This window comes from Halorientalis salina, from assembly GCF_005049285.1.
GTDB lineage: Archaea > Halobacteriota > Halobacteria > Halobacteriales > Haloarculaceae > Halorientalis > Halorientalis salina.
Genome location: NZ_SOSC01000003.1, coordinates 167,139 through 181,785, shown reverse-complemented (window position 1 = coordinate 181,785; position 14,647 = coordinate 167,139). Strand labels below are relative to the sequence as shown.

The 14,647-nt window shown below is 65.7% G+C and carries 19 protein-coding genes; 10 read left to right on the top strand and 9 right to left on the bottom strand.

Annotation, left to right across the window (positions count from 1 at the left end):
• Nucleotides 1-62 precede the first annotated feature (62 nt).
• Both E2481_RS08015 and E2481_RS08010 read right to left on the bottom strand, forming a co-directional pair.
• On the bottom strand, nucleotides 63-923 hold the full coding sequence (locus E2481_RS08015) for a sensor histidine kinase (RefSeq protein ID WP_136716614.1): 861 nt from the start codon (nucleotides 921-923) through the stop codon (nucleotides 63-65).
• A gap of 183 nt (nucleotides 924-1,106) precedes the next feature.
• Nucleotides 1,107-2,063: an aminopeptidase gene (locus tag E2481_RS08010; protein ID WP_136716613.1), complete on the bottom strand. Its 957-nt coding sequence runs from the start codon at nucleotides 2,061-2,063 to the stop codon at nucleotides 1,107-1,109.
• Nucleotides 2,064-2,155: 92 nt separating this feature from the next.
• Between E2481_RS08010 and E2481_RS08005 the strand changes: the two genes are divergently transcribed.
• Together E2481_RS08005 and E2481_RS08000 are read left to right on the top strand one after the other, a co-directional pair.
• On the top strand, nucleotides 2,156-3,175 hold the full coding sequence (locus tag E2481_RS08005) for a type II glyceraldehyde-3-phosphate dehydrogenase (protein ID WP_136716612.1): 1,020 nt from the start codon (nucleotides 2,156-2,158) through the stop codon (nucleotides 3,173-3,175).
• 102 nt (nucleotides 3,176-3,277) lie between these two features.
• Nucleotides 3,278-3,664 (top strand): Hsp20/alpha crystallin family protein, encoded by a 387-nt coding sequence (locus E2481_RS08000; protein WP_136716611.1) that lies wholly within the window; start codon nucleotides 3,278-3,280, stop codon nucleotides 3,662-3,664.
• Nucleotides 3,665-3,806: 142 nt separating this feature from the next.
• Here the strand turns inward: E2481_RS08000 and E2481_RS07995 are convergent, their stop codons facing one another.
• Both E2481_RS07995 and E2481_RS07990 read right to left on the bottom strand, forming a co-directional pair.
• On the bottom strand, nucleotides 3,807-4,175 hold the full coding sequence (locus E2481_RS07995; protein ID WP_136716610.1) for a hypothetical protein: 369 nt from the start codon (nucleotides 4,173-4,175) through the stop codon (nucleotides 3,807-3,809).
• A gap of 343 nt (nucleotides 4,176-4,518) precedes the next feature.
• Nucleotides 4,519-5,382: an ATP-grasp domain-containing protein gene (locus E2481_RS07990; protein WP_136716609.1), complete on the bottom strand. Its 864-nt coding sequence runs from the start codon at nucleotides 5,380-5,382 to the stop codon at nucleotides 4,519-4,521.
• Nucleotides 5,383-5,570: 188 nt separating this feature from the next.
• Here E2481_RS07990 and E2481_RS07985 point away from each other — a divergent pair, with 188 nt between their 5' ends.
• Nucleotides 5,571-6,002, top strand: coding sequence for a universal stress protein (locus E2481_RS07985; RefSeq protein ID WP_136716608.1), 432 nt, complete (start codon nucleotides 5,571-5,573; stop codon nucleotides 6,000-6,002).
• A 167-nt stretch (nucleotides 6,003-6,169) separates the two neighbouring features.
• On the opposite strand, the gene E2481_RS07980 is transcribed toward E2481_RS07985, so the two are convergent.
• Nucleotides 6,170-6,700 carry a 50S ribosomal protein L16 gene (locus tag E2481_RS07980; protein WP_136716607.1) on the bottom strand — a complete coding sequence of 177 codons (531 nt, stop codon included), beginning with the start codon at nucleotides 6,698-6,700 and terminating at the stop codon, nucleotides 6,170-6,172.
• Nucleotides 6,701-6,915: 215 nt separating this feature from the next.
• On the opposite strand from E2481_RS07980, the gene E2481_RS07975 reads away from it, so the two are divergent.
• A complete protein-coding gene (locus E2481_RS07975) occupies nucleotides 6,916-7,914 on the top strand; it encodes a glutathione S-transferase family protein (RefSeq protein WP_136716606.1) in 999 nt (332 codons plus the stop codon).
• Here the strand turns inward: E2481_RS07975 and E2481_RS07970 are convergent.
• A complete protein-coding gene (locus E2481_RS07970; protein ID WP_136716605.1) occupies nucleotides 7,911-9,971 on the bottom strand; it encodes an Eco57I restriction-modification methylase domain-containing protein in 2,061 nt (686 codons plus the stop codon). The genes E2481_RS07975 and E2481_RS07970 overlap by 4 nt on opposite strands.
• Nucleotides 9,972-10,134: 163 nt before the next feature.
• Between E2481_RS07970 and E2481_RS07965 the strand changes: the two genes are divergently transcribed.
• The 5 genes from E2481_RS07965 (at nucleotide 10,135) to E2481_RS18655 (ending at nucleotide 12,643) form a co-directional block, all read left to right on the top strand.
• Nucleotides 10,135-10,644 carry a hypothetical protein gene (locus E2481_RS07965; RefSeq protein ID WP_136716604.1) on the top strand — a complete coding sequence of 170 codons (510 nt, stop codon included), beginning with the start codon at nucleotides 10,135-10,137 and terminating at the stop codon, nucleotides 10,642-10,644.
• 70 nt (nucleotides 10,645-10,714) lie between these two features.
• The gene (locus E2481_RS18660) at nucleotides 10,715-10,891 is read left to right on the top strand and encodes a hypothetical protein (RefSeq protein ID WP_169302401.1); all 177 of its coding nucleotides are present in this window, start codon (nucleotides 10,715-10,717) and stop codon (nucleotides 10,889-10,891) included.
• A 50-nt stretch (nucleotides 10,892-10,941) separates the two neighbouring features.
• The gene (locus E2481_RS07960) at nucleotides 10,942-11,499 is read left to right on the top strand and encodes a hypothetical protein (RefSeq protein ID WP_136716603.1); all 558 of its coding nucleotides are present in this window, start codon (nucleotides 10,942-10,944) and stop codon (nucleotides 11,497-11,499) included.
• Between the two features lie 62 nt (nucleotides 11,500-11,561).
• Nucleotides 11,562-12,404 carry an aldo/keto reductase gene (locus tag E2481_RS07955; RefSeq protein ID WP_136716602.1) on the top strand — a complete coding sequence of 281 codons (843 nt, stop codon included), beginning with the start codon at nucleotides 11,562-11,564 and terminating at the stop codon, nucleotides 12,402-12,404.
• A gap of 65 nt (nucleotides 12,405-12,469) precedes the next feature.
• A complete protein-coding gene (locus E2481_RS18655) occupies nucleotides 12,470-12,643 on the top strand; it encodes a hypothetical protein (RefSeq protein WP_169302400.1) in 174 nt (57 codons plus the stop codon).
• An 82-nt stretch (nucleotides 12,644-12,725) separates the two neighbouring features.
• Here E2481_RS18655 and E2481_RS07950 read toward each other — a convergent pair whose 3' ends face one another.
• A complete protein-coding gene (locus E2481_RS07950; RefSeq protein WP_136716601.1) occupies nucleotides 12,726-13,079 on the bottom strand; it encodes a cupin domain-containing protein in 354 nt (117 codons plus the stop codon).
• Between the two features lie 114 nt (nucleotides 13,080-13,193).
• Between E2481_RS07950 and E2481_RS07945 the strand changes: the two genes are divergently transcribed.
• Nucleotides 13,194-13,940 carry a DUF429 domain-containing protein gene (locus tag E2481_RS07945; RefSeq protein ID WP_136716600.1) on the top strand — a complete coding sequence of 249 codons (747 nt, stop codon included), beginning with the start codon at nucleotides 13,194-13,196 and terminating at the stop codon, nucleotides 13,938-13,940.
• Nucleotides 13,941-14,037: 97 nt separating this feature from the next.
• Here E2481_RS07945 and E2481_RS07940 read toward each other — a convergent pair whose 3' ends face one another.
• Both E2481_RS07940 and E2481_RS07935 read right to left on the bottom strand, forming a co-directional pair.
• Complete coding sequence (locus E2481_RS07940; RefSeq protein ID WP_136716599.1) at nucleotides 14,038-14,232, bottom strand: cold-shock protein; 195 nt, start codon at nucleotides 14,230-14,232, stop codon at nucleotides 14,038-14,040.
• Between the two features lie 5 nt (nucleotides 14,233-14,237).
• On the bottom strand, nucleotides 14,238-14,432 hold the full coding sequence (locus E2481_RS07935; RefSeq protein WP_136716598.1) for a cold-shock protein: 195 nt from the start codon (nucleotides 14,430-14,432) through the stop codon (nucleotides 14,238-14,240).
• Nucleotides 14,433-14,647: the final 215 nt, after the last annotated feature.

Below are 14,647 nucleotides of genomic sequence, written 5' to 3'. Positions count from 1 at the left end.
ACTGTGGGATCGTGAACCGTCGAAATAGTCCACCGGTCGGCCACACGAACCCTGGGGGCGTCTCAAACCTCGAACGTGAAGCGAGCGCCGCCAGACGTGCACTGCGAGTCCGTCGAGTCCCTGCTCGCGTCACTCGCGGGAACGCCGCCGCTCTCGGAGAGGTGCAGGGTCCACCCGTGCGCGTCGGCAATCGCCGCCACGATGCGGAGCCCGAAGCCAGTCCCCGACTCCGCCGTCGTGTAACCGTACTCGAAGACACGCTCGCGTTCCGCGGCGGGAATCCCCGGACCGTCGTCTTCGACGTAGAACCCTGTCTCGGTCGGGCCGACCCGTACCGTCACGTCGTCTGGCCCGTGCGTGACGGCGTTGTCGAACAGGTTCTCCAGCAGCTGCAACAGGCGCGTCCGGTCGGCCGGGACTGTCAGGGCGTCCGTATCGAGCGTCGCGCCCGGCGCGTCGATTTGCGCCCAGGCGTCGCTGGCAGCGTCGGCGAGTTCGACCGGTTCAACGTCCGAGACCACGTCGCCCTGCTGGGCAAGCACGAGCATGTCCTCGATGAGGGCGTCCATCCGCTCGTGGGCGGTCTCGACCTCCTCTAGCAGTTCCGAGTCCTGTTCGTGTTGTGCCATCTCGAGATGGCTCTGTGCCGACCGGAGCGGGTTGCGAAGGTCGTGTGAGAGCGCTGCCGCGAGCAGGGACAGGTTCTGTGTCCGCCGGGCGAGTTCTCGCTCGCCGACCGTTGAGGCCGGTTCCGTCCCGTCTTCAATTGGGATCGCGTTTTCACCAGGGGCTGGTTCGTCCGACTGTTCCGGCGTTCGGAACGCGTCGAAGGCCGCACGGTTCACCTCGACGACGCTGCTGAAGACGTACGCCGACGTCTGGGTCCACGTTTCCAACAGCGCGTTCCGAGGGGCGACGTCCATGACACCCGGAACTTGCCGACTCTGACAGTAAAATCTGACGAAGCCATTATTATTTGTGATATCGAACTCTGTCTGATTACGTATTGGGGTATTTTTGGGTATATCGTTACTGTATTTCTGCTGAGATTGGACGATTTCGCATTCGGGTTGTGCTGTTGAGCCGGTGTCTCCCGTGACGGTGATTCACACGCCCGACGGCAGGTCGATGCGCTCGCCGTCGACGGTGACGCGCGGATCTCGAATGACGCCGTCGAGATGGATCGGGGCGTCCGTGTCGCCGCCGATGGCGTGGTCGTCGCCGATGGCGATGTGTACGGTACCAGCGGCCTTCTCGTCCAACAGGACCGAGCCGACGAGTTCGGTGACGCCGACGTTCGTTCCGATGCCCAGTTCAGCCAGGTTGTAGGCGTCCTGTCCGACCTCCTCGGCGGCGGCCTCGATCTCCTCGCGGACGCCGTCGTCGCTGATCTCGGTGACGGAGCCGTCCTCGACCTCGAATTCGAGCGTGTGCCCCTCTTCGAGCAGGCCGTGGGGCATCATCGTCCCGTCGACGACGAAGGTGCCGTTTGCGGTTTCGGGACTGACGAACACCTCGCCGGCCGGGAGGTTCGACATCGCGCCGGCGTCGTGGACGATGCCGGTGTCCTGTCGCCACTCGCGGTCGCCCGGGCGGAAGACGATGTCCGTTCCCAGGTCGGTCTGGACGCGGACGTGTTCGGCCCCGGTGACCTGCTTGTAGATGTCCCGACAGTGCTCTTTGATGTCGCCGTAGTTCGCGTCCAGTCCGGTGACGAAGACCTCCTCGGTGATGCCGGGGAGCGTGGCCACCCGTGCGCCAGCCTCGGTCGCCTCCGACCGGGCACGGGTGTGGGTCAAACTCTTGGTCGTCGGTGCGAGCACGACGTCGGCGTTGCGCATGGCGGCCGCGACGGCTTCGGGCGGTTCCTCGCCGTGCTGGTCGCCCGGTGGGTAGCGAACGATCGAGGCGTCGTCGGTGCGTTCGTTCGCGACCTCGTAGAGCGATTCGCCGATCGGCTGGCGCTTGTGGTCGGTGACGATCAGACAGGACTCCGTCGACTGGAGGCGCATGCACTTTCGGATCGCGGTCTCGGACGGCGAGCGAAGACGCTTCGGTGGCATAGCAGCAGATGCGAACGGACGGGGAATAGGTGTTGTCCCCTGCGCCGCCGAACCTCGAAACGCTTACCCGGGTCGCTATGGCATTGCCGGGTATGATACAAGTCGGAATCAACGGCTACGGTACCATCGGGAAGCGGGTGGCGGACGCCGTCCGCGCACAGCCGGACATGGAAGTCGTGGGTGTCGCCAAGACCCGCCCGAACTTCGAGTCCGAGCAGGCAGTCACCAAAGGGTTCCCGCTGTACGCCGCCGTCGAGGAACGCATCGACCAGTTCGCGGAGGCGGGCATCGACCTCGCCGGCGAGGTCGAGGAACTCGTCGCGGAAAGCGACGTGGTCGTCGACACCACGCCCTCGGGCATCGGCGCGGAGAACAAGTCCATGTACGAGGAGTACGACACGCCCGCGCTCTATCAGGGCGGCGAGGACGCCGACCTCGTCGACGTGAGCTTCAACGCCCGCTCGAACTACGAGGAGGCCGCCGACGCCGACCACGTCCGCGTCGTCTCCTGTAACACGACCGGTCTCTCGCGGCTGGTCGCGCCCCTCGACGAGGAGTACGGCGTCGAGAAGGTCCGCGCGACGCTGGTCCGCCGCGGCGGCGACCCGGCCCAGTCCGGCCGCGGTCCCATCAACGACACCCTGCCGGACCCGATCACGGTTCCCTCCCACCACGGACCGGACGTCAACACCATCTTCCCGGACCTCGACATCGACACGGTCGGGATGAAGGTGCCGGCGACGCTGACCCACACCCACAGCATCAACATCGAACTCGGCAGTGACGCCGACACCGAGAGCGTCCGCGAACTGCTCGAAAACGAATCGCGCCTGTTCGTCATCCCCGAGCGCCTGGGCATCGACGGCTCCGGGAAACTCAAGGAGTTCGCCCTCGACGCGGGTCGGCCGCGGGGCGACGTCTGGGAGAACGCCATCTGGGGCGAGTCCATCACCGTCCAGGACGGGGAACTCTACCTGTTCCAGGCCATCCACCAGGAGTCCGACGTGGTCCCCGAGAACGTCGACGCCATCCGGGCCGTCACCGGGTCGGCCGACCGCGACGAGAGCATGGCGACAACCGAGGCGGCACTCGACCTCGGATTCGACCTCTGAGTCGCCGGTTCCCTCGTGAAAATTTTGGAGGAGCAGCGGGCTGCGATTCGAGTGTTGACAATGCCAGAAGGCTTTTCCGGGCTACAAACCTTACGGTCGCGTATGAAAGACGACCGCGACGACCACGACCCCATCGACGACATTCTGCGCGAGATAGAGCGGGTGATGAACGAGATGATGGGTGACGACGTCCACATCGACCGCGGTGGGTCGGCCGGCTTCGGCTCGGACCTCCATCTCGATGTTCACGAAACGGACGGCGAAATCCGAGTCGTCGCGGACCTGCCCGGCGTCGAGAAAGACGCTATCGACCTGAAGTGCGACGGGGAGGTACTGACCGTCTCGGCCGCCAGCGACCGTCGTGACTACGAAGAACGGGTTCGTCTCCCTACTCGCGTCGACGAACACTCCGCCGCCGCCACGTACAACAACGGCGTCCTCGAAGTCACGTTCGAACGCGCCGACGACTCCGCGGACATCGACCTCTAGGTGCTCGTCGTCGGGTTCGTTCGCAACTGCTGGTCGTTCTGTCTCCGGTACGCGATCCTCTCGATTTCGACAGATAGCGACGGTTCTCCCGGTTTCGTCTCCGCCTACCCTGACGGGACTGTCCGCGGGACGACCAGTGTGATCACGACGCCTGGCCGCGCTGGATGCGTTCGCTGCCGACCTTGTACAGCTGGTAGCAAAACGCCGCCAGCGCGGCGCTGAACAGCCCGAACGGCATGATCGGGCCGCGGATACCCAGGCGGTAGTGGACGAGCGCGAACAACATCAGGAACAGGGCGCTCACCAGTGCGCCGTATCTCGATTCCCTGATCGGACGGTAGCTGTACGCGAGCGAGAAGCCGATCAACAACCCACCGTAGGCCAGTGCCAACTTGCCGTCGATGCTGAACAGGTCCGGGTACAGGAAGTAATCGGCCGCGAGCACACCGGCGAGGGCAGACCCGAGCAACAGGAACGGCAGGCTCAGGTCGTCCCGCAGTGATGCGGGCATCTCTTTCGGCCCTTTATTGTGATCCGTAATATATGTTGGTGTCGTGTCGAACGGGCGTGTGACCGGCGTCTGACGCCCTTTCCCGCCCGTTCGGGGTCGGTCGCGTCGGCACGCCGCACCCGACCTACACGGTCCGCCGGATCAACCCTGCCACGTCGTCCCAGAACCCGGGTTCGTACTTCGTCTCGTCATCCCACCTTTTTCCGCTCGGGTGACGCGCTTCGTCGCCGGCGCGTCGCGCCGGCTTCCTGTGAGAGCGAAGCTCTCTCTTCGCTTGTCACCCTCGCGCAAAAACGTGGGCGAAAAAACCGGGCGCTCCCTGTGGTCGCGCCCGGACCTCACACTATGCCGTCTTTCGAATCAACGCCGCCACGTCGTCCCAGAACCCGGGTTCGTACTTCGTCTCCTCGTCGATGGTCGGCCGGGCGTTCGTCTCGTTGACCACGACCCGGTCGCCGGTCACGAGCAGGTCCACGCCCAGCCACGGGATGTCCAGCGTTTCGGCCGTCCGCTCGGCCACCGCACGCAACTCCTGGGGCAGGTCCACCCCGGTCGCCTCGGCACCGCGATGGACGTTGTGTTTCCACTGGCCGGCAGCGAGCGCGTCGGCGGGGAGTCGCCGCTCGACGGCCCCGACGTACTCCCCGTCGACCACCATCACGCGATAGTCCCGTGCATCCGGCAGGTACTCCTGGACGAGGAACGACTGGTCGCCGGTAGCCCGGTAGTCGTGGACCAGGTCGAGATAATCGACGATGCCCAGGAAGGAATCGAGGTCGGTAGCCTTCGCGACGCCGACCCCGCGGGTCGCCGAGTTGGGTTTGACGACCACCGGCGGATCGAACCGCTCGAAGGCATCGACGAGGTCGGCCTGGTCGACCGGGTTCGAGACCACGACGGTTTCGGGGACCGAAATTCCTTCCTGGGAAAGTTCGGCGATGACGCCCGCTTTGTTCCGGGACGTCAGGATCGCCTCGCGGTCGTTGACCCACGGCACGTCGAGCAGGGCGTCGGCGACCCCGCCCTCCATGAGACGAGAGGGATAGACGAACCCCGCGTCGAACCCGTCCCACTCCTCGCCGGGGTCGCCGAGTGGGACTGTCCGTTCGTCGGTCCTGACGTGCTCGGCGTCGATGTCCCGTTCGGCCAGGGGGGCCTGCATGCGCTCGTAGGTCTCGGCGTCGGTCGCGACCGCCAGCCGGAGCATGCCCGTGGATTGGGGCGAACCGACAAAAGACCGCCGACCCCGCTGGCACTCGAATTTTTGACGGGCGGCGGCGAATGCACACTCCGGTCGGAAAACGAGAGGTAGTACGGGTTATGATCCCGTACGACCGTTCCTACTGCCTGATAATCACGAGAACTGTTAATCAGTACTCGGGTGAAAGGCTAGCTGTGTACGACGAGATACTCTTCCCGACGGACGGGTCCGACGGTGCGGACGTGGCACTGGACCACGCGATCGAACTGGCTGAAACGCACGATGCAGGGATACACGTGCTGTTCGTCGTCGACACGACGTACCTCGGCAGCGGGGCAGCGGAGTCGACGACTGTCGAGTCGCTCTGGGACAGGGGCGAGGACGTCGTCGAGGAGACGGCCGACCGCGTCGCCGGCCGCGACATCGAGGTCACCACCGAGATCCGGGACGGCGACCCCTACAACGCGATCATCGACTACGCCGATACGGAACGCATCGACATGATCGTGATGGGAACGCACGGACGGCGCGGTCTGGACCGCTACCTCCTGGGAAGCGTCGCCGAGAAGGTCGTTCGAACGGCCGAGGCCCCTGTTCTCACCGTTCGGATGTCGAGCGACGACTGACGCTGTCGGAACTGGTCGCGAACACGACCGCAGTGGAACCGGATCTCACGCGATGAGCAGTTCTGCTCCTCGCTCTGCGACCGAGGAGAACAAGACGCTCGTCAGCTTACGCGATGAGCAGTTCTTCTCCTCGCTCTGCGACCGAGGAGAACAAGACGCTCGTCAGCTTACGCGATGAGCAGTTCTTCTCCTCGCTCGACCGTGATGCGGCAGGGCGGGGAGATCTTGTTGTAGGCGCGGCGGAACGCTTCCTTGACCTCTTCGGCCTGGTCGACCTCGCAGTAGGCGGTAAAGAGCCGTTCGCCCTTCTCGATACGGGCGGCGGTGCCGACGATCTTCCCGAAGGACTGGCGCATCCCGTCGGAGACACGGTCCGCACCCGCCCCGGTCGCCTGCTTGTTCTCCCGGATGACGTGGTGGGGGAACTTCCGCAGGACCATCTTGTAGTTACCTTCGCCGAACTCCTTGATGAGGTGGCGGTTGGCCGACAGGCGCGAGGCCTCCATCGAGCCGTGGCGCAGCTGGACCTCTTCCTCGACGATGAGGCTGATCTGAACGGGGTAGTCGTCGCCTTCGGTCTGTTTGTCCCCCATCTGGTGCTGTGCGATCTTCGAGCCGGGAATGCCAGTGATGTACTCGCGTCGCGTGTACGGTGGCTTGCTGATTTCCCGGTACATCGAGGCGGGCTTGTCGGACATAGATACTCTTGTGGAATCCGTGGCTAAGCGCGTAAATAAAGCCGTCGAACTACAGTTCCCCGGTGAGCGGGTTCCGAAACCGCTCCGTCGAGGGCGGTGGGGCCGGGCCAGGCGGGTCTCGACGGCGAGTAGTCGTCGATAAAATCGCCCGAATGCGGTCGGTTACACCGGTGTCACTGGGCTGTTTTTACGGATGGCGTTCCTATTCGGATAGCATGAACCACCTTGTCGACGGCGAGTGGCGGACCGGCGAGTACGAATCGACCAACGAGGACGGCGAGTTCGAGCGCCAGGAGACGACCTTCCACGACCGCATCGAAGACGATCCGGACGCCGAGTTCCCGGCCGAAGCTGGTCGGTACCACCTCTACGTCTCCTACGCGTGCCCGTGGGCACACCGGGCGCTGCTGGTTCGGGCGCTCAAAGGACTCGAAGACGCCATCACGGTCGACGTCGTCGACCCGTTCCGCGACGACGACGGTTGGCAGTTCACGCCCGAGAAGGCGGGCTGTACGCCCGACACCGTCAGCGGCTTCGACTACCTCCGGGAGGCATACGTCGAAGCCGACCCGGACGCGACCTGTCGGGTGACCGTCCCGGTCCTCTGGGACAAACAACAGGACACCATCGTCAACAACGAGTCCGCCGAGATCATCCGGATGCTCGACACGGAGATGGACAGTGTGTCGAGTCGGAACGTCGACCTCTACCCCGAAGGGTACCAGGACGAGGTCGACCGCATCATCGACGAGATCTACGAACCCATCAACAACGGCGTCTATCGGGCGGGCTTCGCCAAAAGTCAGGACGCCTACGACAGCGCCGTCTCGGAGCTGTTCGACGCGCTCGACCACTGGGACGAGGTCCTCGCGGACCAGCGCTACCTCGCGGGCGACCGACTGACCGAAGCGGACGTCTGCATGTTCACGACGCTGGTTCGCTTCGACCAGGTGTACCACACCCACTTCATGTGCAACAAGCAGCTGATCCAGCAGTACGACAACCTCTGGCCGTACCTGCGTGACCTCTATCAAACGCCAGGTGTGGCCGATACCGTGAACATGGACCACATCACGGAACACTACTACACGACCCACCCGGACGTGACGCCCTCGCGCATCGTTGCCGCCGGGCCGGACCTTGACTTCGAAGCCGATCACGACCGCGACGAACTGCCGGGCGGTCCGCCCGAAGACCTGCTCCCGCTGGCCTAACTCGCGTCCGACTCCTCCACCAGCGGTGGGACAGACTCTCGGCCGGTCCGAACCCGTCGGCGAACCATCTCCTCGCGAAGCCGTCGACAGTCCTCGACGGAGATATCCGTCTCGATGGCGTCGAGGACGAGTCGGTCGAGCCGACGGACTGCGTCCGAATCGCCGGCCAGCAGCGCGTCGGTCGTCGCTGCGATCGCCTCCTGTGTCGACGCATCGAACGTCCGGGGGTCGGGCACGGGGAGCGTCGACAGTTCGTAGGTCATGATCTGGAGCGCGCCGCCGCCCTCGGTGCGCCCCCAACACTCCAGGAGGGCCTTCGTGAGTGTGGTGTTGAGGACGCCGAGGAGAGTACGCTCGTCGACGCCCTCGTCGACCCCCAGGCAGTCGACGGCGTTGCCCGCCAGCAGGCCGTCGGGGTTGGCGACGACCACCACCCGTTCGTCGAAGAACTTCGGGACGAACACCGTTGGTGCCGTCAGGTCCCCGAGGTCGAACCACACCGGACGCGACGCACAGGAACTCCGTTCGTGGAACTCCTGATCCGTCCCCCACTCGACGTACTCCCGGAGGCCGTCGTACCCGTCGCGGGCCAGCGCGTCCACGACCGCTGTGGTGGTCGCATCGCCGACCCCGGTTTCGGCTCGAACGGACGCGACGTAGTCGTGAACGTCGAGGAGTTCGCGGTCGGTCTCGGCGGCGGTGACGACCCGGCCGTCGACGTCGCGGATGCTCTTGATCGCGGGCGTCCGGAACCGGGCTTCGACGGCCGCGCCGGGACCGGGTCCGTCGAGGAAGAAGAAGTCGTTCGCACCGGTCATGACGCCCCGGTGAACGGTCGTGAACGACCCGAGTGGGGCGAGCGTCTCCCCGGCGAGCAGCCGAATGAACGGGGCCGGCGCGTCGAGATACGGTGACTGTTTCCCCGTGTCCCCGTCGGCGAGGCTTCCCTGGTCGACGGTCACCGTTCGGACGTCGTCGGTGTTCCAGACTGCCATCGCCGCTTCGTCGTCTGGCGGTTCTGCTGACTCGACCGTCGAGAGGAGGCGCGAGACGGACACCTGGTCGTCGAGACGGGAAAAGCGGACGGGCGTCGATCGACGGGCAGCGGCGTTCTCGCGGCGCTCCGCGAGGAGGAGGACGGTGTCGACCAGCGCGTCGTCGAACGCGCGAGCACCGAACCCGACGACGCTTTCGACGCGGTAGTGGTCGAAGAGGAACCGCTGGAACGACTCGCCGTACCGGGTCACCAGCCACTTCGCCGGAATGACGACGCCGAGACGGCCACCCTCGCGGAGGAACTGCGTCGCGTGCGTGACGAAGTAGACGTAGGCGTCGCTCCGTCGACTCAGCGCTCGCTCGCCGTCGAGATACGGCGTCTCGCCGTCCGGTCCGAATGCCGCGAGGTGCTCGCGGGCGCGGTCGATATCGGTCGTCTCCTGCCGGACGTACGGCGGGTTGCCTACGACGGCATCGAACTCGCCGGCCCGGACGCCGTCTGCGGTCACGGTACAGGTCCGCTCGGGGCCGGGACTCACCTCGAAGAAGTCTGCCTCGTACAGTTCCAGCGGGGCGGTCTCGGGCCGCGCGTTCGCGAGCAGCTGATGGCCGGTCAGCGCCAGCGCGACCGGGTCCACGTCGACGCCGACGACGCGTTCGAGTCGGTCCGTGGGCGACTGATTCGGCGCGACGGCGGCCAGGCGGTCGTGGGCGGCAAGCGTGAACACGCCACTTCCCGTCGCGGGGTCGAGCACGCGCGGGGGTCGTCCGTCGGCCCGTGGCTGGACGGCCCAGCGGCAAAGCGCCGATGCGACCGTCGGGTCGGTGGCGAAGTGTCCGCTCGCGGTCCGCGTCGCGTCCGAGAGCGTGTCCTGGTAGGCGGCCGCAGGTGTCTCGGAACCCTCCCCGAGCAGGGCGGCCAGGTCGTCGAGGCGCTCGCGGACCGCCGGCTCGCTCGCCGCGGTCGCCAGCCAGTCCGCCCGTGTCGCCCCGCCCGCGGCCGCGACGATGGCCTCGAACCGCGTCGCCAGTTGCGACTCCCCCGAGGGCCGATCCGACATCTCACTGGAAACTGAACGGCCAGCAGTAAATACGCCGGGGTGCCCCGTCGTGTACCCTGAGAGGGACAACGGGTAGCGGCGGCCCGACCCGGTTGTGTCACTGCACACGACGGTACCGTGTAGCCGGAAAGTCTTTTACTACCGATGTAAGTTGGTTGTATATATGCGGCGACGTACATTCCTCGCTGTCATGGGGGCGGGGGCACTGACAGGTTGCAATGCACTGGGTGGGAACAACTTCAATCGGAAAGAGGACGCCTTCTCGAACGTCCAGAACGCGACCGGCCTGGGTCCGGGGGAGGTGGGTCAGAGCGCTCGCGTCACGCTCGCGGCGGGCGAGTACGCGAACTTCCCGTTCACGATCCGAGAGGAGTCCGAGATGAACATCACGGGGCAGGTCACGAAAAACGGACCGATCGATGTCTACATCATGACCGCCGACCAGTTCAACCAGTACCAGCGACAGCCGAACCTGGTTCCGTCCGAATCGGAGGCCGAGAGCATCAAGACCATCGACCTGACCCAGCAGTTCCAGTCGGGCGAGTACCTCTTCGTCTTCGACAACACGAACCTCGGCGACGCCGAACCGTCCGGCGAGGTCGAAATCGAGTTCGAGTTCGTCCTGACGGGGACCGGTGAGGGCGGGAACACCACGACGACCCAGACGCCCTGACACCGACGCGTCGGCGACCGCTGCCGGCACGCACCATCGATTTTTATCGACACCGCCGCTAGGGAGATCGATGACCGGTATCACCGACAGCGGTCCGCTCACCTGCGACGCCTGCGGCGAGACTGTCGATCCCGCGGACGCGATCAGGCGTGAAACCATGGGCGACCTCGATCCGACGACCTGGCAGACGCTGTGCTGTCCGACCTGTGGCGGCCGGCTCAAGACGGTGTACGTCGGCGATGAATAGAGTTGTTGGAAACCCAATCGCTTTGACGGTGCGTGAGCCAAGGTCGTCCTATGCAACGGCGAGCGCTGCTCGCGGCGGTCGCGACCGGGATTTCGGGTGGGTGTATCGAACGCGGCCGGTCCGGTGACAGGGCGAGCGGTGGCGACGAGTCCCCGGACGCCGGGGAGACGCCCGAACGGACGAACACTCGAACGCCGTCACAGCGGTTCCGGCGGGCCGAACAGGCCGACGCGTTCTCGAACAGACGGAACGCGACGGGGCTGGCAGACGGGGCGGTCGGCAAGAGCGCGCGCGTCGAAATCGACACGGGCCAGTACACAAACTTCCCGTTTGCCCTCGACGAACCGTCCCGGATGACGGTCACCGGACAGGTGATACGGAACGGGCCGATCGATTGCTACGTCATGACCGTCGATCAGTTCAACGACTACCAGCGCGAACCCGAGACCGTCGGCGCCGAATCGACGTTCTCGGCCGTCGAATCGCTCGATTTCACGACCCGGTTTCCTGAGGGCGACTACCTGTTCGTCTTCGACAACACCTATCTCGGTGAGGCCGGCCCGTCCGGCGAGGCCGAACTCGAGTTCGAGTTCGTATTGAGCCCCTGAACGGCGAGGGACGAACCGGCCGGGAGGCCAACATCTAACCGACTCCCACCCGCAGTGCGGACATGGCAATCACGAACGAGAGCGACACGTTCGACATCGGCGGCGACCTGACGGTCCACCGGCTCGGCTTCGGTGCGATGCGGCTATGCGGGCCCGACATCGTCGGCCCGCCCGACGACGAGGCCGAGGCCCGGACGGTGCTCCAGCGCGCCGTGGAGTTGGGCGTCGACTTCATCGACACGGCCGATTCGTACGGCCCCGGCGTGAGCGAGCGACTCATCCGCGAGGCCGGTGTCGCCGATGACGCCGTCGTCGCGACGAAAGCCGGCCTCCTCCGGAACACCGACGGCGACTGGATCGCTCACGGCGACCCGGACTACATCCGCAACCAGGTGCTCGCGAGTCGGGATCGACTCGGCGTCGAGACCATCGACCTCTACCAGTTCCACCGCCCGGACCCCGACACGCCCTTCGCCGAGTCCGTCGAGGCGTTCGCCGAACTGAAAGACGAGGGACTGATCGAGCACGTCGGGCTGAGCAACGTCAGCGTCGACCAACTGGAGACGGCCCGCGAGGTCGTCGAGATCGCGACCGTCCAGAACCAGTACAACCCCGGCGACCGCGAAGAGGCCGCAGTCCTGGAGGCCTGCGAGGAGTACGGCATCGGCTTCATCCCGTGGTTCCCGCTGGGTGCCGGCGACCTCGGGGAGAAAGAGGCCGTCATGGACGAGATCGCCGAGACCCACGACGCGACGCGGATGCAGATCGCGCTCGCCTGGCACCTCCAGCACTCGCCGGTGACGCTGCCCATCCCCGGTACGTCCAGCCTGGACCATCTCGAAGAGAACGTCGCCGCCGCGAGTATCGACCTCTCCGAGGCCGAGATCGGGCGGCTCAGCGAGTGACGGGGCGGCCGGACCCGGCGGTCGGCCGAAAGAGATAACCTCGGACGTGCGATACTCCTCCCAGTATGGAAGACGAGGCGTGGGAGTCCGTCGACATCATCAAGAACAAGAAAGGAGAGCCACACGTCCTCCAGCAGAAGGTGAAGGTGTTCACGAGCGGTATGACAGAGGAGTCCTCGGGGTACACGAAGCCGACGCTCGAACATCGGCTGGTCCCCCTGGACAAGGTCACGAAGTAGCCTCCTGGGGTTCCCGTCGAACAGGACCGGATCGACCGCGCGACGCGTGCGGTCGTCTCGGTCCCGGCGACAGCGGTCCGCCTCAGTCGTCGGTGTCGCGGTCGGTCCAGAAGTCGAAGGAGCGTCCGGGTGTGAACACGTCCAGCCCCACCGCGGTGGTGTCGCCGGTGTTTTCGACGCGGTGGGACTCCCAGGGGTCGAGCCACACCGAATCGTACTGCCGGAGCCGCGCCTCGTCATCCTCGGTGTAGATCGTGAGTTCCCCGTCGAGGACGAGACACACCTGTCCGTTCTCGTGGTCGTGCATCGGCGAGGAGTGGCCCGGCGGTTTCTCGAACCACTCCAGGCTCACGTCGTCGCTTCCGGCGAGTGCGGCCCGCTGCCACCCCGCGTCCGGTTCGTAGGTCTCGGCGTCCTCGAAGCCGATCCGGTCCATGCGTCACCGACCGTCGCCGACCCTCTCGGTTCTGTCGGTTCGGGACAGCGAGCGCGGACGACCACGAGCACCGTCGCCCCGCCCTTTTTGCGTATCCGACCGTATGCTTCGGTGATGACCGACGACCCGCTGTTCGTGGGCGTGACCTATGGCGGCGAGCACTGGCTGGCTGCCGTCTTCGACGCCGACGGGTTCGATCACGCCGACGTGTTCGCGGGCGTCGGCGAGGTCTGGGCCCGCTACGAGGAGATCGCCGAACTGATCCTGGTCGACGTTCCCATCGGGCTCGTCGAGAGCGGGACGACGCCGCGGCCGTGCGAGGACGCGGCCCGTGCTGTCCTGGGGCCCCGAGCCGCGGCCGTCACGGACGCACCCGTTCGCGAAGCCGCGCGAAAACGCCGCTATCCGGCCGCGAACCGGGCGAACGAGCGGAAGACGGGTGATCGCCTCTCGGAGGATGCCTTCGCCATCAGCGACGGCATCGTCGCCGTCGACGAACTGCTCAAGGAAGTGAGCGAGGCCCGCCCCGTGTTCGCCGAGACCCATCCAGAGGTCTGTTACCGCGCCTTCGCGGGGACGACTCTCGAACGCGACCCCGAGACCGCCGGCGGCTACGCCGAGCGGATGCGCGCGCTGGCGACGTTCGACCGCGACGCCCCGCCCGTCGTCCAGGAGTGTGCGGAGGCGACCGCCGGCCACGACGTGACCGTCCACGACGTGCTCGACGCCGTCGCGCTCGGGTACACGGCCTGCCCCGGACCAGGGTCACTCCGGTCGCTTCCCGAGGACCCGCCGACGGACGCGACTGGGCTCCCGATGCGGATGGTCTACCGAGCGGAGACGCCGGTCGAACCTGTCTGAACCGTGAGTGCTGCCGCTCGCCAGTACGGAGCGATCGCCGGGAGCGCCGCGGCTGGTCGGTGAGTGAAAGAATGAAAAGGCGCAGTGTTGCGCTAGTTTACAGGCGGGTGACGTTGGTCGCGCGCGGACCTTTGTCGGCCTGTTCGATGTCGAATTCGATCTCCTGGCCTTCCTCGAGGTCCGGGCCGCCGACGTCTTCCATGTGGAAGAACACGTCTTCGTCAGCGTCGTCAGTCTCGATGAATCCGTAGCCGCCGGTGTCGTTGAAGAAGTCGACTTTGCCTTGTGCCATGGAAATTACTCCCGAGTGACGTTGGTCGCTCGCGGACCCTTGTCAGCCTGTTCGATGTCGAATTCGATTTCCTGTCCCTCTTCGAGGTCCGGGCCGCCAACGTCTTCCATGTGGAAGAAAACGTCCTCGTCCGCATCCTCTGTCTCGATAAACCCGTAGCCGCCTGTGTCGTTGAAGAAATCAACCGTACCGTTTGCCATTGCTTCTAAAGAGAGCGCCGGGAGGGTATTAACACTTGCGCGACACGAGGTACCACGACTCGCCCGAAATTCGGCGAACGGGTCGGATCTCGCCACGAGAACCGGTCTCACGGCAACTCGACACTCGGCGAGGCGCGTCGTCTCGTCACTCGGTCGGCCACGCTAGAGGACTGCCACTCTTCCCTGTCGGTCGCTTCGATGACGCGGTCGCCGGG